The organism is Nocardia sp. BMG51109 (assembly GCF_000526215.1).
Classification (GTDB): Bacteria; Actinomycetota; Actinomycetes; order Mycobacteriales; family Mycobacteriaceae; genus Nocardia.
On the sequence record NZ_JAFQ01000004.1, the window covers coordinates 4,664,084 to 4,683,901 of the forward strand.

A 19,818-nucleotide genomic window follows, 5' to 3' on the forward strand; every position below is an offset into this window, starting at 1 on the left:
TTACCTCCGGCCGCGGCGATCCGGGTTTGCCGGGAATCGGGTTTGCCGAGAATTGGGGACCGGGTCGGCCCGCACCGTGACGGTGCGAGATGCGAACGTGCGCATCGCCTGTGGGCTCCGGTCGCTCATGTTTGCTCCCACCAGGGCTCGGGGCGGTGGCGCTCCCAGTGTAGTTCCGATTCCAGTTGCGCGGCAACGGAAACCAGCAGGGGTTCGGAGTTCGCCGGGCCCATCAGCTGGGCGCCGACCGGCAGGCCCGTGTCGGTGAATCCGGCGGGGACGTCGATACTGGGCCAGCCCAGCACATTCCACGGCCAGGTGTAGGGGCAGGAGGCGGTGACCAGGGCGTCGGTGGCTGAGACGCCGAGGCCGTCCATCGCGTGCACCGAGGGAGGTGGGGTGGCCGTGGTGGGCGCCAGGACGAGGTCGTAGTCGTCGAAGAAGCGCCCGATTCGCCTGTGCAGCAACGGTTCCGTGGCGCGTGTGGCAAACAGTGTCGGCCCGAGCAGTAGGCCCAGTGCGGAGTTGAATCGCGTGCGCCGATCCACCTCGGCCTCGGGCATACCGGCCAGCCTTGCCCGGATTCCGGTCATCGAACGGGAGAGGAAGCCGGCGCCCACCAGGATGCCGTAGTGCAGGTCGGCGACCGTCACCTCGTGCCCGAGCTTGCGCAGGGCTGCCGCGGTCGTGTGCACCCGGGCGGCTACGCCGGGATCGAGGGTGGTCCTGGTGGCGGTGAACGGAATGCGCAGCGAGAGAGCGATTCTCAGCCGTCCCGGGTCGCGCCCGACCGCCTCGGACACTGTCACCGCCGGCGGGGTGTGCCTATCGCCGTCGTGCGGTCCGGCCGCGACGTCGAGCAGCAGCGCCCCGTCGGCGACCGTGCGGGTCAGCGTGCCGTTCACGGTGAGTCCGTTGAACGATTCGGCCAGTGGCCAGGTGGAGATGCGGCCGCGCTGCGGCTTGATCCCGACCAGATTCGTCCAGGACGCCGGGATGCGCACCGAGCCGCCGCCGTCGGAACCCAGTGCGGCGGGCACCAATCCGGCCGCGACCGCCGCCGCCGAACCGCCCGAGGATCCGCCCGGTGTGTGCTCGGCGTGCCAGGGATTGCGGGTGTAGCCGAAGGCCGCCGCGTCGGTGAACGGCCACTGGCCGATCTCGCAGGTGTTGGTCTTGCCGACGATCACCGCGCCCGCCGCGCGCAGCCTGCGCACCGGTTCGCCGTCCTCGGTCTTCGCCGGGAACTGTCCACCGCAGCCGAAAGCCGTTGGCTCCCCGGCGATATCGGTGTCGTCCTTGATCGCGATCGGCACGCCGAGCAGCGGCAGGCGGTCACCGGCGGCGAGCCGGCGGTCCGCCTCGGCGGCCTCGGCGAGGGCGCCCTCGCGGCGCACCACGCGGAAGGCGTTGAGCGTCGGACCGCTGGCCTCGATCCGGTCGAGGGTGTCGGCGGTCACCGCCACCGAACTGGTCGCGCCCCGGCCGAGCGCGGCCGCCAGCTCGGCGAGTCCGAGGTCACGCGCCGAGGCCGTCGTCATCAGACGAAGGTAGCGCGCTTCTGGTCGAGGGTCCATATCAGCTGTCCGGGACACTTGTTCTCAAATTGTGATCTCGGTCCCCGGACGTTTTCGCTGGTCACTTGTCAAGGTGCTTGCACGCCGACCGGGAAACCCGCCTACCATGCGCAGCGTGAAGTGGATGTCCCGGGCGTTCGGCTCGAAAGAGCTACCGCTGCAACTGCGTTCGGATATGGAATCGGAGGGCATCGTGGTGTTCGGTCCGATCAGTGGATCGGTCGCGCACCGCAGTTATCGGACAGCGCTGCACTATGCGTCCTCGAGCTGGGAGAACATCGCCGTGGGCAGCGTCGCGATGAGCCGTCGCCGACTGATCGTCTGGGGCAACCGCACGGCCCTGGTCGACGTTCCGCTCGGCCACCCGGGGGTGACGATGGAGTTGCAGAGTTCCGAGCGGATGCTGCTGGAGGCCGACGACTTCGCCATCGATCGTTCCCGCACCGGCTGGACCACGCTGCTGCTGCGCACCCTGCACGCTCCCCGGATCGTCCAGGTGTACCGGGAGGGCGTCGGTGTCCAGCCGTGAACCTCGCGGTGCGCGTGGCGTCCCGAGTCGTCGCCGGGTCGTGGGAGGATAGGGCCGTGCGTTTGTATCGGGACCATGCGGTGGTGCTGCGCCAGCACAAGCTGGGGGAGGCGGATCGCATCGTCACGCTGCTCACGCGCGAGCACGGATTGGTGCGGGCGGTGGCCAAGGGGGTGCGCCGCACCCGGTCGAAGTTCGGGGCCCGGCTGGAGCCGTTCGCCTACGTCGACATCCAGCTGTACCCGGGGCGCAATCTCGACACCGTCACCCAGGTGCACACGGTGGAGACGTTCGCGGCCGATATCGTCGCCGACTACGGCCGCTACACCACGGCGTGCGCGGTGCTGGAGACCGCCGAGCGGCTGGCCGGTGAGGAGCGCGCCCCGGCGCCGCGGCTGCACACCCTGACCGCGGGCGCCCTGCGCGCGATCGCCGCCGGGCAGCGCCCGCACGAGCTGATCCTGGACGCATTCCTGTTGCGGGCCATGGGTTTCGCGGGCTGGTCCCCGGCGCTGGACGAGTGCGCCCGCTGCGCCACCCCCGGCCCGCACCGGGCCTTCCACGTCGCGGCCGGGGGAGCGGTGTGCGTGCACTGCCGCCCGCCGGGGTCGGCGACCCCGGCGCTGGGCGTGCTGGATCTGATGGGCGCTCTCTATCGCGGCGAATGGGCGGGTGTCGAGGCGGTGCCCGAATCGGTCCGCCGCCAGGCCAGCGGCCTGACGGCCGCCCACCTGCAGTGGCATCTGGAGCGCCAGCTGCGCACCCTGCCGCTCATCGAGCGCTCCCGGCCGCACGGTGTGCTGGAGGAGAGCCGCGTCGGCTGAGGCCGCCGGAGTCTCCGCCGTGCCGCACGGCCGTACACGGCGCCGATGCCCGGATAGTCGCCGCGGCCGCACGACATTCGGTCCGGACATCGCAGCCGCGGGGTGCGGTGCCGTCTTACCTGTCCGATCGATGCCGGATGTCGCGCACGTACGTGACCTCGGGTTTACCTTCCCCCGGACTCCGGCCGGTCAGATCGAACAGCGTTGTCGCCGCGAACAACTCGCCGAGCTTGCCGTAGCCGTAGGTGCGCGGATCGAAGTCGGGGCGCTGCTTGTTGATGATGGAGCCGACGCCGGACAGCGCTGCCCAGCCCGAGTCGTCGGAGGCCGCGTCGACGGCGTTGCGCAGCAGATTCATCAGCCGGGCGTCGCCCTTCAACTGATTGGCTGCCGTCTTGCGCGTCTTGGCGGGGGCCTCTTCGGCTGTGTCGGTGAGGTTTTCGGTGTAGATGAACTTGTCGCACGCGGCGACGAAGGGGGACGGTGTCTTGCGCTGGCCGAAACCGTAGACGGTCAGCCCGGATTCGCGGATGCGGCTGGCCAGCCGGGTGAAATCGCTGTCGCTGGACACGATCACGAAGCCGTCCAGGTTGCCGGTGTAGAGCAGATCCATCGCGTCGATGATCATCGCCGAATCGGTGGCGTTCTTGCCCGTCGTGTACCCGAACTGCTGGATGGGCTGAATGGACTGCTCGAGCAGCTGGTCCTTCCAGCCCTTGAGGTTCGGGCTCGTCCAGTCGCCGTAGGCCCGCTTGACATGCGCGGTGCCGTACTTGGCGACCTCCGCGAGCAGCCCGTCCGCGATCCCCGGCTGTGCATTGTCCGCATCGATCAGCACCGCAAGCCTGGTCGCGTTCTCGCCGGTCACGGCAAGTCCCTTCGTCGATCGGGCACGTCGGAACCACCGTATCGCGGTTCCCGCGGCGATGGCCGGATGCGGTCCGGGCCGCGTCAGCGGAGCAGTTCGCGGGACAGGGTCTCGGTCCACCAGCGCTCGACCCGGTCCGGAGACCAGCCTCGTTCGATGGTCAGGGTCGTATAGACGTCGATGTTGCACAGGGCCGCGAAAATGTCGACGGCGGCCGGGATGTCGAGGTCGGTGCGCAGCGTCTCCTCGGGCCAGGAGGAGAAGACCTCGACGCGCGTCTCGTCGGCGAGCCTGCGTCCGCGCCGGTAGACGTCCGCCAGCTCGGGTTCGGTGCGGCCCGCCTCGCGGATCAGCCCGATGAGGTCACCGGCCCGCTCGAACAGCCTGCGGTCGTAGCCCGCCATCGCGGCGAGCTGCCGGCCGGGGTCGGCCGAGCCCTCCAGACCGGCCAGCATCCGTGGCATGTCGGCGGACAGGTCGGCCGCCTCCACCAGCGCCCAGACCAGGCCCGGCTTGTTGGTGTACGCGGCGTAGACGGTCGGCACGGACACACCGGCCGCGCGCGCCACGTCGCGCACGGTCGTGGCCGCCCAGCCCTGCGTGACGAACAGCCGGCGGGCGGCCTCGGCGATCTCGGCGCGGGTGTGCCGCGCCTGCGCCTGTCTGCGCAGCGAGTCGTAGCGCCGGCGTTCCGGCCGTGTTTCCGTCGGCCGTGTCTCCGTCGGTTCTGCCTCGGTCATCGTGTCGCGGTCTCCCTTGCCCTTCTATATTCCCATACCTATATTCAATATAGTCCACGTAAACCTAATATCCGCGCACCTCGCGGAAGGGATATCGCCATGAGTTTCCTCGATCTGGCCGGTCTGGGTGGTCTCGGATTCGTGCTGTCCGCGGTGGTGATCAACGGGTTGTACATCCGGGGGCGGTTGCCGATGCCGATGTCGGGACAGAATCTCGACGCGGTCGTGGACTCCTTTGCCGCGGTGGGAAATGCGCTGAAGCGGCCGTCGGTGATCGCGCCGACCCTGTGGCTGTGCACCACGGTCTTCGCCGCCGGGCTGCTGGGCCGGCTGTGGCACGGCGGCGCGGGGACCGAGGCGTGGGCGCTGGTGGGCTTCGCGGGGGTGCTCATGCAGAACGTGACATTCGCGTGTGTCGAGGCGCTGCGGTTCGCCATGGCCGCGGCCGCGCGGCACGATCGCGGCTCCACGGTCGCCCTGTGGGGGCTGAGTAACGTGTTGTTCGGATTCAACCAGCTGTTCCTGGCGGTGGCGCTGCTGGGATTCTCGGCCGCCGGGGCGGGCGCCGGGTTCATCCCGGGATGGCACGCCTGGCTCGGATATGTCAGTGCCGCACTGCTTTTCGTCTCCTCGTCGGCGAGTCCCCACAACGTCGAGGGCACCAATCGGATCGCACTGGCCGGTCTGGTCGGATGGCTCGGCTGGGCCGCCTGGATCGTCGTGTACAGCATCGCCCTGCTCCGGGCATGACCTCGTCCGAGCACGGGAAACGATGCCGAGGCCGTGGTCGTGGACAACGGGGCGGGTGCATGTTGCAGGATGGAGGCGTGATCGGTAATCGCACCCAGTCCGCCGCTCGGCCCGCCCGCACGATTCGCCCGCCGTCTCCGCACCCGTCGGGCGCGACCCCGCCTGCCCTGCCGAGGGAGTTCGTCCCCCGGCACGTGGCGCTTGTGATGGACGGCAACGGGCGCTGGGCGCAGGACCGCGGCCTGCCGCGCACCGCCGGGCACGAGAAGGGCGAGGCGGTGCTGATGGACACCGTCGAGGGCTGTATCGAGATCGGCGTGAAATGGCTGTCGGCCTATGCCTTTTCGACCGAGAACTGGCGCCGCAGCCCCGATGAGGTGCGCTTCCTGATGGGCTTCAACCGCGACGTGATCCGCCGCCGCCGCGACGAGATGCACGAGATGGGTGTGCGGGTGCGCTGGGCGGGCCGGCGACCGCGGTTGTGGCGCAGCGTGATCAAGGAACTGGAGATCGCCGAGGAACTCACCAGGGACAATACGGTGATGAACCTCACCATGTGCGTCAATTACGGCGGTCGCGCCGAAATCGCCGACGCCGCACGGGAAATCGGGCGCCGGGTGGCGGCGGGCGAACTGGATCCGGAGTCGATCGACCAGGACACCTTCGCCCGGTACCTCGACGAGCCGGACATGCCCGACGTGGACCTGTTCCTGCGGCCGTCCGGCGAGTTGCGCAGCTCCAACTTCCTGATCTGGCAGTCGGCCTACGCCGAATTCGTCTACCAGAACACGCTGTTCCCGGACTTCGATCGCCGCAACCTGTGGGAGGCATGCGTCGAGTACGCCAAGCGCGACCGCCGGTTCGGTGGCGTGAAGTGAGCGAGACCTCCGCGGCGCAGGATCTACAGGTGCGCGCGGCCGCGTGCCTGGCCGGCTACGACATCGATGTCCGGGTCGAGGACGGCGGGCTCGGCTTCGAATACGACGGGGCGCTGTGCTCGCTGCGCGGCGTGAACCTGGCACCCGGCCTGGACGTACTCACCCTGACCTGCCTGCTGGCCTGGGACCGCCCGCTGAAACCCCAGCTGCACAAGCGGGTCGCCGATCGCAACGGCGCGTTGCAGTTCGGGTCGCTGGCGGTCAAGGTCCGGGAGAAGCTCGCCGACGTGATTCTGCGCTACACCTTCCCGGCCGCCGGTCTGGACGATCAGGCGCTGTCGACGATGCTGCTGCTCGTGCTGTCCGGGGCCGGGGAGGCGCGCAAGGGCCTGGTGCCCTGAGCGCGCCGCTGCCCTTATTCGTGCGACTCCGCGATGCGCCGGTAGTCCGGCAAGATCACATTCAGGCCCCGCGCCAGATCGTCGGGAGTGGTGTCGCCGAGCAGCAGGTGTTGCAACATGAAGCCGGGCAGGATCCCGATCAGGGCCTTGGCGACGGCCTCGGTATCCGCGTCGGGCGGTAGCCAGCCCGCCGCGCGCATCCGTTCGGCATATTCGGCCCAGCGCGCGCGGATCGTGCCGATCGCCGTGCTGACGAAGGGCTTGACGTTGTCGTTGGTGACGCCGAGAGCCCAGGCCTGGGGGGCCAGGCGGACGCGCCCGGTGCGCTCGCTGAGCCGGGCGATCTCGGTGGTCAGGGTGGCGACCAGCTCGGCCGGGGTCGGCAGCGGGTCGCGATGGATGGCCTCGTCGAGCACTCCGCCCAGCAGGTGCATGGCATCGGTCGCCAGAGCCATGACGAGCTCGTCCTTGCTCTTGAAATAGCGGTACACGGCCCCCGCCGACAGCCCGGACTCGGCGAAGACGTCCTGCATCGACGTGGCGTGGAAGCCCTTGTGCGCGAAGCACACCTCCGCTGCGTCGAGAATCTGCTGACGGCGGCGTTCGAGGTGTTCCTCGCTGACTCGGGGCATGGATCCAAAGTAAAACGAATGTCCGTTCTTGACAAGGAAAGGCCCCCGATGCGACCGTGGGGGCACAAAAAGAACGACCCTCCGATTTCTTTGGGAGTACGTCATGAATGCCATGTCCCGCGCTGTCGCGGTGGGTCTCCTGGCAGCCCTGGTGCAGGCCGTGATGCTCATCGCCTTCGCCTGGCCGGCCACCAATATCGGGCCGCGCGATCTACCGGTCGCGGTCTCCGGTCCCGCGGCGGGCACGGTCGCGGGCAAGCTGGCCGAGCACGATCGGGAGGCCTTCGAGGTCACCACCGTGGCCGATGAGGCGGCCGCCCGCACCGCGATCGAGCACCGGGATGCCTACGGCGCGATCGTGACCGACTCCGGGCAGCCCCGGGTGCTGGTCGCCTCGGCCGCGAGTCCCGTTGTGGCGCAACAACTGACGGCGATAGCGCAACAGTTGTCCGGCGCCCCGGCCGCGCCCGTGCAGGACGTGGTGCCGGCCGATCCGGACGATCCTCGCGGCACCGGCTTCGGCACGATGGTGCTGCCGCTCGTCATGGCCGGGCTCGCGGGCGGTGTCTTGTTGAGCCTGCTGGTGACCACGGTCGGCGGGCGCCTGGTGGGGCTGGTCAGCTTCGGTATCGCGGCCGGGCTGCTGAGCATGGCGGTGGTGCAGGGGTGGTTGCAGTTGCTGCCCGGTTCGTTCCTCACGCTGGCATCGATCGCGGGCCTGGTGTCGTTCGCGGTGGCGGGGGCCGTCGCCGGACTGGCCACCCTGATCGGCCCGCCCGGCATCGGTATCGGGGCGCTGGTCATGCTGCTGATCGGCAACCCGTTCTCGGCCGCCACCTCCGCGCCGGAGCTGCTGCCGAAACCATGGGGCGCGATCGGTCAGCTGCTGCCCCCCGGCGCGGCCGCCACCCTGTTCCGATCGGTGGCCTTCTTCGACGGGAACGGCGCCGCGGCACCGCTGATCACGCTGCTGTGCTGGTCGGCCTTCGCCCTGCTGCTGCTCGGTCTCGGCGCCCTACGGCCCCGCCGGCAGGCCCCGGCCGCCGAGCCCGTCGCCGCGTAACCCGTACGGTCGCGCCCTGCCCGAGTACGGACGGGGCGCGACCGCGCGTCGGCATGGTGCCGTACGTGCGTGTCGCCCCCGCCCGGGTCAGGCGTGGGCCGGGCGGCCGTCGCGGACGGCGGCGCACCGGCGGCAGGTACCGAATATCTCCATCGTGTGGCTGATCTCGGTGAAGCCGTGCTGGTTGGCGACGGATTCGGCCCAGGCCTCCACGGTCGGGCCCTCGACCTCCACCGTGCGGCCGCAGTGGCGGCACACCAGGTGGTGGTGATGGCCGTTGGAGCACTGGCGGTAGACCGATTCACCGGTGTCGGTGCGCAGCACGTCCACCTTGCCCGCCTCGGCCAGCGACTGCAGCGTCCGGTAGACGGTGGTCAGGCCGATTCCTTCGCCACGGCGGCGTAGTTCGTCGTGCAACTCCTGGGCGGAGCGGAACTCTTCGATATCACCGAGCAGCGCGGCGATCGCGCTGCGCTGCCGGGTACTGCGGATACCGACAGTCTTCTCGGTTGTGCCCGTGTTGTCCGGCACGAATCACCCTTCCTCGGCATGTGCTACGGCATCGACGACGATGCGCGCCAGGTGGTCATCGACGAGTTCGTAGATCACCTCGCGCCCGGTGCGCTCCCCGCGCACCACGCCCGCCGACTTCAAGATACGCAGATGCTGGCTCACCAGAGGCTGCGTCACGCCCAGCGTATCGACCAGCTCGTGGACGCAGCGCGGTGACTCGCGCAGCTGCAGCACGATCGCGATGCGCACCGGCGCCGCCAGCGCGCGTAGCAACTCGCCCGCGTTGTCCAGGATGCCGCGGGGCGGCACCGCCGGAGCGGACGGGGCCCGATACGGATACGGGTCGTGCGGAATGGGGGTGGGTGCCTCCACGGCGACGCGGCTTCGCCGTCCGGGGACACCACTGTCGGCGGTCATCGAACCAACTCCTTATTGGAAACCGATGCCATTATTGGTATGCACAGGTGCGCATGTCAATTTCGACACGCGATCCGGCGCTCGTGATGTGCGGATACTGCTTCGACCGGTTAGGGGTGCGGCCGATACGCTGGACCGAATCACCCCATCAATCATTCCCAGAGGGAGAGCTTCAGCCGTGGCACCCAAGTCGAAGGTCGACACCGTCGCCAACCTCGCCAAGCGCCGGGGTCTCGTCTTCCCCAGCGGCGAGATCTACGGAGGCACCAGGTCGGCATGGGACTACGGGCCCCTGGGTGTGGAGCTGAAGGAGAACATCAAGCGGCAGTGGTGGCGCTCGATGGTGATCGGCCGCGACGATGTGGTCGGCCTGGACTCGTCGATCATCCTGCCCCGTCCGGTGTGGGTCGCCTCCGGCCACGTCTCGGTGTTCAACGATCCGCTGGTCGAATGCCTCAACTGCCATAAGCGGCACCGGCAGGACCACCTGCAGGAGGCCTACGCGGAGAAGAACGGCATCGACGACCCGGACACGGTGCCGATGACCGCGGTCGCCTGCCCGGACTGCGGCACGGTCGGTAAGTGGACCGAGCCGCGCGACTTCAACATGATGCTCAAGACCTACCTCGGCCCGGTCGAGTCCGAGGACGGTCTGCACTATCTGCGGCCGGAGACCGCGCAGGGCATCTTCGTGAACTTCGCCAACGTGATGACCACCGCGCGCAAGAAGCCGCCGTTCGGCATCGCCCAGATCGGCAAGAGCTTCCGCAACGAGATCACGCCCGGCAACTTCATCTTCCGCACCCGCGAGTTCGAGCAGATGGAGATGGAGTTCTTCGTCGCGCCGGGCGAGGACGAGCAGTGGCACCAGTACTGGATCGACACCCGGCTGGCCTGGTACACCGACCTGGGCATCAACCCGGAGAACCTGCGGCTGTACGAGCATCCGAAGGAGAAGCTGTCGCACTATTCGACCCGCACGGTCGATATCGAGTACCGCTTCGTATTCCAGGGCAGCGAGTGGGGCGAGCTGGAGGGCGTCGCCAACCGCACCGACTTCGACCTGAAGACTCATTCGGAGCATTCGGGCCAGGAGCTGAACTATTTCGATCAGGCCACCGGCGAGCGGTACATCCCGTACGTGATCGAGCCGGCGGCGGGCCTGACCCGCTCGCTGATGGCGTTCCTGATCGACGCCTACACCGAGGACGAGGCCCCGAATGCCAAGGGCGTCCTGGAGAAGCGCACGGTGCTGCGGCTGGATCGGCGGCTGGCGCCGGTGAAGGCGGCCGTACTTCCGTTGTCGCGCAACGCCGATCTGTCGCCCAAGGCGCGCGATCTGGCCGCGCGGTTGCGCAAGAACTGGAACGTGCAGTTCGACGACGCTCAGGCGATCGGTAAGCGGTACCGCCGCCAGGACGAGATCGGCACCCCGTTCTGCATCACGGTCGACTTCGATACGCTCGAGGATCATGCGGTGACCGTGCGCGAGCGGGATTCCATGGGGCAGGAGCGGATTGCGCTGGACCAGGTGGAGGGTTATCTGGCGCAGCGGTTGATCGGGGCCTGATCCGGGCGGCCGTCGTCCGGCGGGACATATCGGCGACCGGTGCGCTGTTCGGCTCGACGAGACGAGACGACTCGGACAGGAAGGTGCGGATATGGCGCAGGCGGTCAGGTTCGATCGGTACGGCGATGTCGATGTGCTGAACGTCGTCGAGGTGCCGGATCCGGTGCCCGGGTCCGGGCAGGTCGCGGTCGACGTGGTCGCGGCCGGAATCAATCCGGGCGAGGCCAAGATTCGCAGCGGTGCGCTGCACGAGGTCTTTCCTGCGGCGTTCCCGTCCGGGGAGGGCAGCGATTTCGCGGGGCGGATCGCCGTCGTCGGGGCGGGCGTGAGCGGGCTCGCGGCCGGCGACGAGGTCGTCGGGTTCACCAACGAGCGGGCCTCGCATGCGACGCGGGTCGTGGTCGGGGCGGATCAGGTGACGCCCAAGCCGGCCGGGCTCTCCTGGGACGTCGCGGGGTCGCTGTTCGTGGCGGGCACGACGGCGTTCGCGGCGGTCCGGGCGGTGGCGGCGAAGGAGGGCGACACGGTCGCCGTCTCGGCCGCCGCCGGGGGGGTGGGATCCATTGCGGTGCAACTGCTTCGGGCCCGCGGCGCGACGGTGATCGGGATCGCCGGCGCGGGCAACCAGGACTGGCTGCGCGCGCGGGGTGTCGTCCCGGTCGAGCACGGCGACGGGCTCGCCGACCGCATCCGGGCGGCGGCGCCCGGCGGCGTCGACGCCTTCCTCGACTTCCACGGCTCCGGATACGTCGACCTCGCCCTCGCGCTCGGCGTGCGCCCCGAGCGCGTCGATACCGTCGTCGATGTCGCCGCCGTCCAGCAGTACGGAGTCAAGGCCGAGGGCAACGGCGCCGCCGACACCATCGACGTGGTCGCCGAACTGGCCGAGCTGGCGGCCGCGGGCACCCTGGACATCCCGATCGCCGCCACCTACCCGCTCGCCCAGGTGCGCGAGGCCTACCGCGAGATCGAGCGCGGCCACACCCGCGGCAAGATCGTCCTGCATCCCTGAGCTGCCGGGCTGCTGCGCGCGAATCGCGCACCCAGCCCTCACCGATGACGGCACGGGCATGCCTCCCGGAATCGAATTCCGTTCCGGCGTAGGTGGATTGTGCGATATAAGGTGCTGATTCCGGGTGCGATGGCGGCGCTGCCCGGGCTGGAGCCGGATCCGGTGGTGGCCGAGGCGGTGCGCACTGCCGAACGTGTCGGTCGGCTGTCACACCCAACCACTACGATCGGGAGAGTGATCGCGATCGATACCCCGTACACCGGGCATGTGGCGCCGGGCTCGAATCCGCAGCAGCGCGACGTTCCGGGCGCGCGCATCGTGAAGATGTCCGTCGGCCCGATGGACAACAACTGCTATCTGGTGCAGGATGCCGCCACGGGCGCGGCGCTGTTCATCGATGCGGCCAACGAGGCCGGCCGGATCCTCGAGCTGCTCGGGCAGGAGGCGGCCGAGCGGCTGGAGCTGATCGTCACCACCCACCAGCACCCCGACCACTGGCAGGCGCTGGACAAGGTCGCCGCCGAGACCGGAATCGCCACCGCCGCCCACGAACTCGACGCCGGCCCGCTGCCGGTGCGGCCCGATCGGCTGCTGGCGGAGGGCGAGACGGTGCGCGTCGGCGAGCTCGCGCTGGAGGTGATCCACCTGCGCGGGCACACCCCGGGCTCGGTGGCGCTGGCGCTCACCGACGGCGCCGGGCGCACGCACCTGTTCACCGGTGACTCGCTGTTCCCGGGCGGCGTCGGCCGCACCACCTCGCCGGCGGATTTCGATTCCCTCTACAGCGACGTCACCGGCAAGCTGTTCGACCGTTACGGCGACGACACGGCGGTCTATCCGGGCCACGGCGACGACACCACCCTCGGTGCCGAACGCCCGCAGCTGGCCGAGTGGCGACAGCGCGGTTGGTGACAACCCGCTGGAAGCAGTACCCGTCACATCGCGACCTCGGCGTAACCGAGCGCTGGCAGACTCGTGACATGCCTGCGGCCCCGACTCGTCCCGCCCCCGCTCGTTCACCCGCGCCCGCGCCCGCCAAGGGCGGGGCCGGGGTGCTGCGCTGGGCGGGCCGGTTGGTGGCCGGAACGGTCTTGATGGCGCTGGTGGTCGTCGGCGGTACCGGCCTGCGGGTGTGGCAGGTGGCGCGCATCGACGACTACTCGCCCGCCGACGCGATCGTCGTCCTGGGTGCGGCGCAGTACGACGGCACGCCGTCCTCGGTGTTCGCGGCCCGGCTCGAGCAGGCGCACAACCTGTTCGCCCGCGGGGTGGCGCCCCTGGTGGTCACCGTCGGCGGAAAACGCGACGGCGACACCTACACCGAGGCCGACGCCGGTAAGCGGTACCTGGAAGAGCAGGGCATTCCGGGCGACCGGATCCTCGCGGTGCCGACCGGTTCGGACACGCTGCAGAGCATCGAGGCCGTGGCCGTCGCGATGCACGCCCGCGACCTGTCGTCGGCGGTGCTGGTCAGCGATCCGTGGCATTCGCTGCGCACCCGGACGATGACCCGCGACCAGAGACTGGAGGCGTGGACGGCGCCGGCGCGCACCGGCCCGGCCGTGTACACCCGCGAATCACAGGTGCACGGCATCGGCCGGGAGACGGCCGCGCTGCTCTGGTATCACCTGACCCATTACTCCGCGGACTTCAAATACACTGCGGGGCAGTGATTTCCGGTAGAGCAGTGATCGTCACGGGAGCGGGCCGATGAGCGGTGCGGTGGATGCCTACGCCGAGCCGGATCGCGAGCGGATGGTGGCCGAGACCACCGCCACCGCCGGACTGAACTGGTCGCCGGCCCCCGCGCGGCGCTCCGACTTCGCCCGCGACCGCGCCCGCGTCCTGCATTCGGCGGCGCTGCGCCGGCTCGCCGACAAGACCCAGGTGATGGGCCCCCGCGACGGCGACACTCCGCGCACCCGGCTCACCCACTCGCTGGAGGTCGCCCAGATCGGCCGCAGCATCGCCGAGGGGCTGGGCTGCGACCCGGACCTGGTCGACCTGGCCGGCCTGGCGCACGACATCGGCCATCCGCCCTACGGCCACAACGGGGAGCGCGCGCTGGACCAGTTCGCCGACGCGCACGGCGGATTCGAGGGCAACGCGCAGAACCTGCGCATACTCACCCGGCTGGAGCCGAAGGTGTTCGGCGCCGGCGGTGAGAGTTTCGGGCTCAACCTCACCCGCGCCGCGCTGGACGCCACGGTCAAATATCCCTGGGGCAGAACGGCTTCGGGCACGAAATTCGGTGCGTACGAGGTCGACCTGCCGCGCCTGGACTGGGTGCGCCGGGGCGCCCCGGCGCGCCGCCAGTGCCTGGAATCGCAGGTGATGGACTGGTCCGACGATGTCGCCTACTCGGTGCACGACGTCGAGGACGGCGTGATCGCGGGCCGTATCGATCTGCGCGCCCTGGCCGATCCGGCCGAGCAGGCCGCGCTCGCCGAACTCGGGCAGGTCCAGCATCGCACGCTGACCCGGGACGAGCTGATCGCCGCGGGCGGGCGCCTGTCGGAGCTTCCGGTGATCGCGGCGGCGGCCGAATACGACGGCACCCTGCGCGCGTCCGTGGCGCTGAAGCGGCTGACCAGCGATCTGGTCGGCCGGTTCGCGACCGCGGCGGTGGAGGCCACCCGGGAGGCGTGGGGCGGGCGCCGGCTGACCCGCTACGCCGCCGATCTCGAGGTGCCGCGGATCGTCGCCGCCGAGGTCGCCATGCTCAAGACGGTCGCGCTGCGCTATGTGATGTCCGATCCGGAACACCACAAGCGCCAAGCCGCCCAGCGCGAACGCCTGCTCCTGGTCGCCGAGCATCTGCTGGCGTCCGCTCCGCGCAGCCTGGATCCCCTGCTGCTGCCGTGGTGGGACGAGGCCCCCGACGACACCACCCGCATCCGCGTGATCGTCGACCAGATCGCCTCGTACACGGAGAGCCGCCTGGAGCGGGTCGCGGCAACCGTCCGCTGAGCGAGGTCCGCGGCGGGTACCGCCGCCTCCGGATCGGAGACACGCCGACGGCGGGGCTAGACTCGGTCACCGTGGCTGGACGACTCCCTGATCGCGATATCGCGGCAATTCGTGAACGCGTGCGCATCGAGGATGTCGTCGGGGAGTACGTCTCGCTCAAGCGGGCCGGGGCGGATTCGCTGAAGGGGCTGTGCCCGTTCCACGACGAGAAGACACCGTCGTTCCACGTGCGTCCCAACCACAGTCATTTCCACTGCTTCGGCTGCGGGGAGAGCGGCGACGTCTTCGCGTTCCTGCAGAAGATCGAGCACGTCGGATTCGTCGAGGCCGTCGAGCAGATGGCCGACCGGCTCGGCTACCGGATCAACTACGAGGGCGGCGGCACTTCCGTGCAGCGCGACCGCGGCACCCGCTCGCGCCTGGTCGCCGCCAATGCCGCCGCGCACGAGTTCTATATCGGGCAGCTGAACGAGCGCGAGGCCGCGACGGCCTGGAAGTACCTCACCGACCGCGATTTCGACCGCGACGCCGCCCGCCGGTTCGGTTGCGGTTACGCCCCGGCCGGCTGGGACTCGCTGACGAAGCACCTGCTGCGCAAGGGATTCGAGATCAAGGAGCTGGAGGCGGCCGGGCTGTCGAAGCCGGGCCGTCACGGGCCCATCGACCGCTTCCACCGGCGGCTGCTGTGGCCGATCCGCAACCTCGGCGGCGATGTCATCGGCTTCGGCGCGCGGCGGTTGTTCGACGACGACCCGATGACCGCGAAGTACATCAACACGCCGGAGACCATTCTGTACAAGAAGTCTCAGGTGCTGTTCGGCCTGGACCTGGCCAAGCGCGAGATCGCCAAGAGCCATCAGGCCGTCGTGGTCGAGGGGTACACCGACGTGATGGCCATGCACCTGGCGGGCGTGAAGACCGCCGTGGCCTCCTGCGGCACCGCCTTCGGCGACGAGCACCTGTCGGTGCTGCGCCGGCTGCTGATGGACGACAACTTCTGGCGCGGCGAGATCATCTACACCTTCGACGGCGACGAGGCCGGGCAGGCCGCCGCGCTCAAGGCGTTCTCCGGCGATCAGAAGCTGGCCGGGCAGACCTATATCGCGGTCGCCCCCGACGGCCAGGACCCGTGCGACCTGCGTCAGCGCTCCGGCGACGGCGCCGTCCGCGATCTGGTGGCGCGCCGGGTTCCGTTGTACGAGTTCGTGATTCGCGGCCTGTTGGCCGACCACAACCTGGACACCCCGGAGGGTCAGGTGGAGGCGTTGCGGCGGGCGGTGCCGGTGGTGGCGCAGATCAAGGACAACGCGCTGCGCAAGGCGTACGCGACGAAGCTGGCCGGCTGGGTCGGCTGGGACGACATCCAGCTGGTGGTGCGCCGCGTGGGTGATGCGGCGCGGCGCGGCCCGCGTGGCTCGGGTGCGCCGGCCCGCGAATCCCAGCCCGCCGCACCGGCCTCCGAGCAGGTCCCGGCCCTGCCGGCGGCGAACGATCCCGTGCTGGTGCCGCAGCGGCAGGCGCTGGCGGCCGCGTTGCAGTATCCGGCGATGGCCGGGCCGATCTTCGATTCGCTGGAACCGGAGGCGTTCACCCACCCCGCGTATATCGCCGTGCGGGCCGCCGTCGCCGAGGCGGGCGGCACCGCGTCGGGCCTCGGCGGCGCGGAGTGGGTGGCCCGGGTCGCCGACCACACCGACGATCTGACGCTGCGCGCCCTGGTGTCCGAGCTGGCCGCCGAGCCGCTACCGGTGAAATCGGTCGACGGCATCCAGCGCTTCATCTCCGGCGTGCTGGCCCGCACCCAGGAGGCCTGGGTCGGGCGCCAGATCGCGGAGCTGAAGTCGAAGCTGCAGCGGGTCTCCTCCTCCGAGGAGCCGGACGCCTACATGGCCCTGTTCGGCGATCTGGTCGCGCTGGAGCAGTACCGGAAAAGCCTGCTGGCCCAAGCCATGGGCAACGACAGCAACTTCGCCTTCGGCTGACCCTGCCATCGAACAAGTCCGCGGCGACTGTGTAACCCAGGCGGCGACGTAACCCAGGCGGCGACGCGCGGTGTGAGATCGCTACCTCAGCGCACGTTCGGGAAGGCTTTGGTCAGCGGCGCAGCTGGTCGTGCGGGATCAGGACGGTGGTGCGCTCGTCCAGCGGGGCCATCGGCTCCAGCTTCGGCTGGGTGCTCAGCTTGTCGGACAGCTTCTGGCGGCCGACCGAGACGAGCTTGCGGGTGACCGGGCTGGCGGTGATGGCGCGGGTGGTCTTGCTGATCTGCTCGTAGCGGGCTCGCCCGGCCTTCGTCCCGAGTACGTATCCGGCTGCGAGGCCGATGATCAACCGCAGCATTCGTTGGGCTCCTCCCAGTCACTGTCCGCGCCGTACATCCTGCCCGACGCCCGGTTGCGCTGTCGATCCGGCCGTCGCGTCCGCACAAACCATGCCAGAAGGGACCGACAAGTCGCAGCGCCGCGGCGGTTACGATAGCCGCGGCTGGGTATCGATGCGGTCCGGGCGGCGGAAGCGAGGAGCGGCGGTGCTGGGTGACGAGCTGGTGACCAGTGCTTATGCGGAGAATGCGGAATTCTGGATCGGGATCGTCCGCGATCGGCTCGATCCGTTCCAGACCGAACTCACCGACCCGGCGCTGCTGGCTCTGCTCGGCGACTGCCGGGGGCTACGGATCCTCGACGCCGGCTGCGGGGAGGGCTATCTGGCGCGCGAACTGGTCCGCCGCGGCGCTGCGCACGTGGACGGCGTCGACACCTGTGCGGAGTTCGTCGACGCCGCCCGGACGCATCCCGACCACCGGCCCGCGGCGGCGACCTACCACCACGCCGACGTCGCGGCCTTGCCGCTGGCCGACGACAGCATCGATGTCGTCGTCGCGAACCGCCTGCCGAACGGTATTGCCGGGCCGGAGCGGCGATTCCGGGAGTTCGCGCGGGTGCTGCGGCCGTCGGGCCGGATGCTGCTGCTCGGCATGCATCCGTGCTTCTACGTCACCCGGGCCGAACGCGCCTCCGGGGGAACGGGATTCACCCTCGACGCGTATTTCGGCGGGCGCACCGTGGAGCAGCGGTTCGCCGTGGCGGGCCGGGAGTCGCCGGCGGCCTCGGTGCAGACGTTCCACTCGCTGGAGGCGTACACCGGCATGATCGGCGCGGCCGGGTTCGCGATAACCCGAGTGTGTGAACCACATCCGACCGAGGCGCAGCGCCGGGAGAACCCGTGGTGGGACGAGAACTTCGTGCGGCCGCTGTTCCTGCTGCTGGAATGCGTGCCGTATCGGCGGGCCGGATGAGAAGGGTCGCCCTGTGGTCTGCGGTGGGTGCGGCGCTCGCGGTGGCCGGGGTCGTCGGGGCCGTCGTTCTGGTGCCCCGGATCGCCGGTGACGGGCCGCCGTTCGATCCGGAAACCGTTCCGGGCACTCAGGTCGTCTGGGTGACCGCCCCGCCGGGTGCCGATCACGGAACGCTGGAACTGTGGCAGCGCGACGCCTCCCGGCGCTGGGCGCGCACCCTGACATCCCCGGCATGGCTTGGCGCGCAAGGAATCTCGGATCGGGCCAGGGAGGGGTCGGACTACACTCCGCAGGGCACCTTCACGATCACCGAGGGCTTCGGCAGGCTCCCCGGCCCGGATGCGACATTGCCCTATCTGTGGGTCGATCCGTCCGATACCTGGTGGTGGGTATCGGATCCGGCGAGCCCGCAGTACAACCGGAAGGTCCGTTGCGCCGAGGCCGACTGCCCGTTCGACACCGCGCGCGGTGAGAATCTCGGCCGGACGGTCCCGGAATACGACCGGGCTCTGGTCATCGACTACAACCGCGAACCCGTTGCGGCAGGGGCGGGTTCGGCATTCTTCCTGCACGTCGACACGGGCGGGCCCACGGCGGGCTGCGTCGCGGTCGCCCCGGACGTCGTCCGTACCCTCCTGTCCACGCTGCAACCATCGCGGCAACCCGTGATCGGCATGTACACCGCCCGATGAGACAACACCGCCTGAGAAGCCTCAGGCGATGGCCGGGAGGCGGACGACCTGACCGGCGTAGGCGAGACCGGCGCCGAAGCCGAGGAGCAGGGCGGTATCGCCGGGTCGTGCCGCGCCGGAACGGATCAGCTGTTCCATCGCCATCGGGATGGAAGCGGCGCTGGTATTGCCGGTGTCGGCGATATCGCGGGCGATGGTGACCGTCTCGGGGAGACCGAGCGCCTTGGCCAGGGCATCGGTGATGCGGCTGTTGGCCTGATGCGGCACGAAGGCATCGAGGTCCGCCGCCTCCACGCCGGCGCGCGCCAGCGCGTCGCGGCAGGCCTTCTCCAGAAAGGTGACCGCCCACCGGAATACGGCCTGGCCGTTCATCCGGATGTACGGGCGCACCGAACTTCCGCCGGTGGCCTCGGCGGTGGCCACCTCCTCGAAATACTGCTGAAAGTCCTTGTCCTGCTTGATCGCCGCGGTTTGGTTGCCGTCCGAGCCCCAGGCGACCGGGCCGATCCCCTCCGAATCGGAGGGACCCACGACGGCCGCGCCGGCGCCGTCGGCGAAGATGAACGCGCAGCTGCGATCGTCGGGATCCAGCAGATCCGACAGCCGCTCCACGCCGATCACCAGCACGTGCCCGGCGTGGCCGGAGCGCACCAGATCGGCCGCGTTGGCCAGCGCGTAGCAGAACCCGGCACAGCCGGCGGAGACGTCGAAGGCGGCGGTGTCGTACATGCCGAGTTCGCTGGCCACCACCGCGGCCGCCGACGGCCCCAGCACCATCTGTGAGGAGGTGGCCAGCACCACGGCGCCGATCCGGTCCGCGGTGAGGCCGGCGGCGGCCAGTGCGGCGCGGGCGGCCTCGGTACTCATCGCGACGATGGTCTCGTCCGGTTCGGCCCAGCGCCGTGCGGCAATGCCGGATCTGGTGCGGATCCACTCGTCCGACGAGTCGATCCGGTCCACTATCTCGGCGTTCGGGACGATCCGGCGCGGGCGATACACCCCCAGACCGAGCAGCGCGGTGTGCGTGACGGGGGCGGCGGTGGCGATATGGGCGGGCACGGCATCCTTCCTGTGTGAACCAATTGGT

22 protein-coding genes are annotated in these 19,818 nt (G+C 69.9%); 14 read left to right on the plus strand and 8 right to left on the minus strand.

Features of this window, described 5'->3' with window-relative positions; genetic code table 11:
* Window positions 1–125 precede the first annotated feature (125 nt).
* Window positions 126–1,541, minus strand: coding sequence for an amidase (locus D892_RS0122365; RefSeq protein WP_036567378.1), 1,416 nt, complete (start codon window positions 1,539–1,541; stop codon window positions 126–128).
* Window positions 1,542–1,692: 151 nt separating this feature from the next.
* Between D892_RS0122365 and D892_RS0122370 the strand changes: the two genes are divergently transcribed.
* Together D892_RS0122370 and recO are read left to right on the plus strand one after the other, a co-directional pair.
* Window positions 1,693–2,106: a hypothetical protein gene (locus tag D892_RS0122370; RefSeq protein WP_156959626.1), complete on the plus strand. Its 414-nt coding sequence runs from the start codon at window positions 1,693–1,695 to the stop codon at window positions 2,104–2,106.
* 56 nt (window positions 2,107–2,162) lie between these two features.
* The gene (gene recO, locus D892_RS0122375) at window positions 2,163–2,930 is read left to right on the plus strand and encodes a DNA repair protein RecO (protein ID WP_024803379.1); all 768 of its coding nucleotides are present in this window, start codon (window positions 2,163–2,165) and stop codon (window positions 2,928–2,930) included.
* Between the two features lie 115 nt (window positions 2,931–3,045).
* Here recO and D892_RS0122380 read toward each other — a convergent pair whose 3' ends face one another.
* A complete protein-coding gene (locus D892_RS0122380) occupies window positions 3,046–3,798 on the minus strand; it encodes an NYN domain-containing protein (protein WP_024803380.1) in 753 nt (250 codons plus the stop codon).
* Window positions 3,799–3,881: 83 nt separating this feature from the next.
* The gene (locus D892_RS0122385; protein ID WP_024803381.1) at window positions 3,882–4,538 is read right to left on the minus strand and encodes a TetR/AcrR family transcriptional regulator; all 657 of its coding nucleotides are present in this window, start codon (window positions 4,536–4,538) and stop codon (window positions 3,882–3,884) included.
* Between the two features lie 99 nt (window positions 4,539–4,637).
* On the opposite strand from D892_RS0122385, the gene D892_RS0122390 reads away from it, so the two are divergent.
* The 3 genes from D892_RS0122390 to D892_RS0122400 all read left to right on the plus strand — a co-directional run bounded on the left by D892_RS0122390 (window position 4,638) and on the right by D892_RS0122400 (window position 6,567).
* The gene (locus tag D892_RS0122390; RefSeq protein WP_024803382.1) at window positions 4,638–5,288 is read left to right on the plus strand and encodes a hypothetical protein; all 651 of its coding nucleotides are present in this window, start codon (window positions 4,638–4,640) and stop codon (window positions 5,286–5,288) included.
* Window positions 5,289–5,365: 77 nt separating this feature from the next.
* Window positions 5,366–6,166: an isoprenyl transferase gene (locus tag D892_RS0122395; RefSeq protein ID WP_084161640.1), complete on the plus strand. Its 801-nt coding sequence runs from the start codon at window positions 5,366–5,368 to the stop codon at window positions 6,164–6,166.
* On the plus strand, window positions 6,163–6,567 hold the full coding sequence (locus D892_RS0122400; protein WP_024803384.1) for a hypothetical protein: 405 nt from the start codon (window positions 6,163–6,165) through the stop codon (window positions 6,565–6,567). The genes D892_RS0122395 and D892_RS0122400 overlap by 4 nt, the downstream gene beginning before the upstream one ends.
* A 14-nt stretch (window positions 6,568–6,581) precedes the next feature.
* Here the strand turns inward: D892_RS0122400 and D892_RS0122405 are convergent, their stop codons facing one another.
* Complete coding sequence (locus tag D892_RS0122405; protein ID WP_024803385.1) at window positions 6,582–7,199, minus strand: TetR/AcrR family transcriptional regulator; 618 nt, start codon at window positions 7,197–7,199, stop codon at window positions 6,582–6,584.
* Window positions 7,200–7,302: 103 nt separating this feature from the next.
* Here D892_RS0122405 and D892_RS41915 point away from each other — a divergent pair, with 103 nt between their 5' ends.
* Window positions 7,303–8,262: a hypothetical protein gene (locus D892_RS41915; RefSeq protein WP_036567383.1), complete on the plus strand. Its 960-nt coding sequence runs from the start codon at window positions 7,303–7,305 to the stop codon at window positions 8,260–8,262.
* A gap of 87 nt (window positions 8,263–8,349) precedes the next feature.
* Here D892_RS41915 and D892_RS0122415 read toward each other — a convergent pair whose 3' ends face one another.
* Window positions 8,350–8,793 carry a Fur family transcriptional regulator gene (locus tag D892_RS0122415; RefSeq protein WP_024803386.1) on the minus strand — a complete coding sequence of 148 codons (444 nt, stop codon included), beginning with the start codon at window positions 8,791–8,793 and terminating at the stop codon, window positions 8,350–8,352.
* Between the two features lie 3 nt (window positions 8,794–8,796).
* Complete coding sequence (locus tag D892_RS0122420; RefSeq protein ID WP_024803387.1) at window positions 8,797–9,192, minus strand: helix-turn-helix transcriptional regulator; 396 nt, start codon at window positions 9,190–9,192, stop codon at window positions 8,797–8,799.
* Window positions 9,193–9,370: 178 nt separating this feature from the next.
* Here D892_RS0122420 and D892_RS0122425 point away from each other — a divergent pair, with 178 nt between their 5' ends.
* The 6 genes from D892_RS0122425 (at window position 9,371) to dnaG (ending at window position 16,726) form a co-directional block, all read left to right on the plus strand.
* Window positions 9,371–10,762, plus strand: a complete 1,392-nt coding sequence (locus D892_RS0122425) for a glycine--tRNA ligase (RefSeq protein WP_024803388.1) — start codon at window positions 9,371–9,373, stop codon at window positions 10,760–10,762.
* A 91-nt stretch (window positions 10,763–10,853) separates the two neighbouring features.
* A complete protein-coding gene (locus D892_RS0122430; RefSeq protein ID WP_024803389.1) occupies window positions 10,854–11,774 on the plus strand; it encodes an NADP-dependent oxidoreductase in 921 nt (306 codons plus the stop codon).
* A 234-nt stretch (window positions 11,775–12,008) separates the two neighbouring features.
* Window positions 12,009–12,686 (plus strand): MBL fold metallo-hydrolase, encoded by a 678-nt coding sequence (locus tag D892_RS0122435; protein WP_024803390.1) that lies wholly within the window; start codon window positions 12,009–12,011, stop codon window positions 12,684–12,686.
* Window positions 12,687–12,754: 68 nt separating this feature from the next.
* Window positions 12,755–13,447 (plus strand): YdcF family protein, encoded by a 693-nt coding sequence (locus D892_RS0122440; RefSeq protein ID WP_024803391.1) that lies wholly within the window; start codon window positions 12,755–12,757, stop codon window positions 13,445–13,447.
* A 37-nt stretch (window positions 13,448–13,484) separates the two neighbouring features.
* Window positions 13,485–14,744 (plus strand): deoxyguanosinetriphosphate triphosphohydrolase, encoded by a 1,260-nt coding sequence (locus D892_RS0122445; protein WP_024803392.1) that lies wholly within the window; start codon window positions 13,485–13,487, stop codon window positions 14,742–14,744.
* A gap of 71 nt (window positions 14,745–14,815) precedes the next feature.
* Entirely contained in the window at window positions 14,816–16,726 is a 1,911-nt protein-coding gene (gene dnaG / locus D892_RS0122450; protein ID WP_024803393.1) for a DNA primase, read from the plus strand.
* A 112-nt stretch (window positions 16,727–16,838) separates the two neighbouring features.
* Here the strand turns inward: dnaG and D892_RS0122455 are convergent, their stop codons facing one another.
* Complete coding sequence (locus D892_RS0122455) at window positions 16,839–17,084, minus strand: hypothetical protein (protein WP_024803394.1); 246 nt, start codon at window positions 17,082–17,084, stop codon at window positions 16,839–16,841.
* A gap of 187 nt (window positions 17,085–17,271) precedes the next feature.
* Here D892_RS0122455 and D892_RS0122460 point away from each other — a divergent pair, with 187 nt between their 5' ends.
* Together D892_RS0122460 and D892_RS0122465 are read left to right on the plus strand one after the other, a co-directional pair.
* Entirely contained in the window at window positions 17,272–18,039 is a 768-nt protein-coding gene (locus D892_RS0122460; protein ID WP_024803395.1) for a class I SAM-dependent methyltransferase, read from the plus strand.
* The gene (locus D892_RS0122465; RefSeq protein WP_036567387.1) at window positions 18,036–18,731 is read left to right on the plus strand and encodes a L,D-transpeptidase; all 696 of its coding nucleotides are present in this window, start codon (window positions 18,036–18,038) and stop codon (window positions 18,729–18,731) included. The genes D892_RS0122460 and D892_RS0122465 overlap by 4 nt, the downstream gene beginning before the upstream one ends.
* 21 nt (window positions 18,732–18,752) lie before the next feature.
* On the opposite strand, the gene D892_RS0122470 is transcribed toward D892_RS0122465, so the two are convergent.
* Window positions 18,753–19,790: a beta-ketoacyl-ACP synthase III gene (locus D892_RS0122470; RefSeq protein ID WP_024803397.1), complete on the minus strand. Its 1,038-nt coding sequence runs from the start codon at window positions 19,788–19,790 to the stop codon at window positions 18,753–18,755.
* Window positions 19,791–19,818 lie beyond the last annotated feature (28 nt).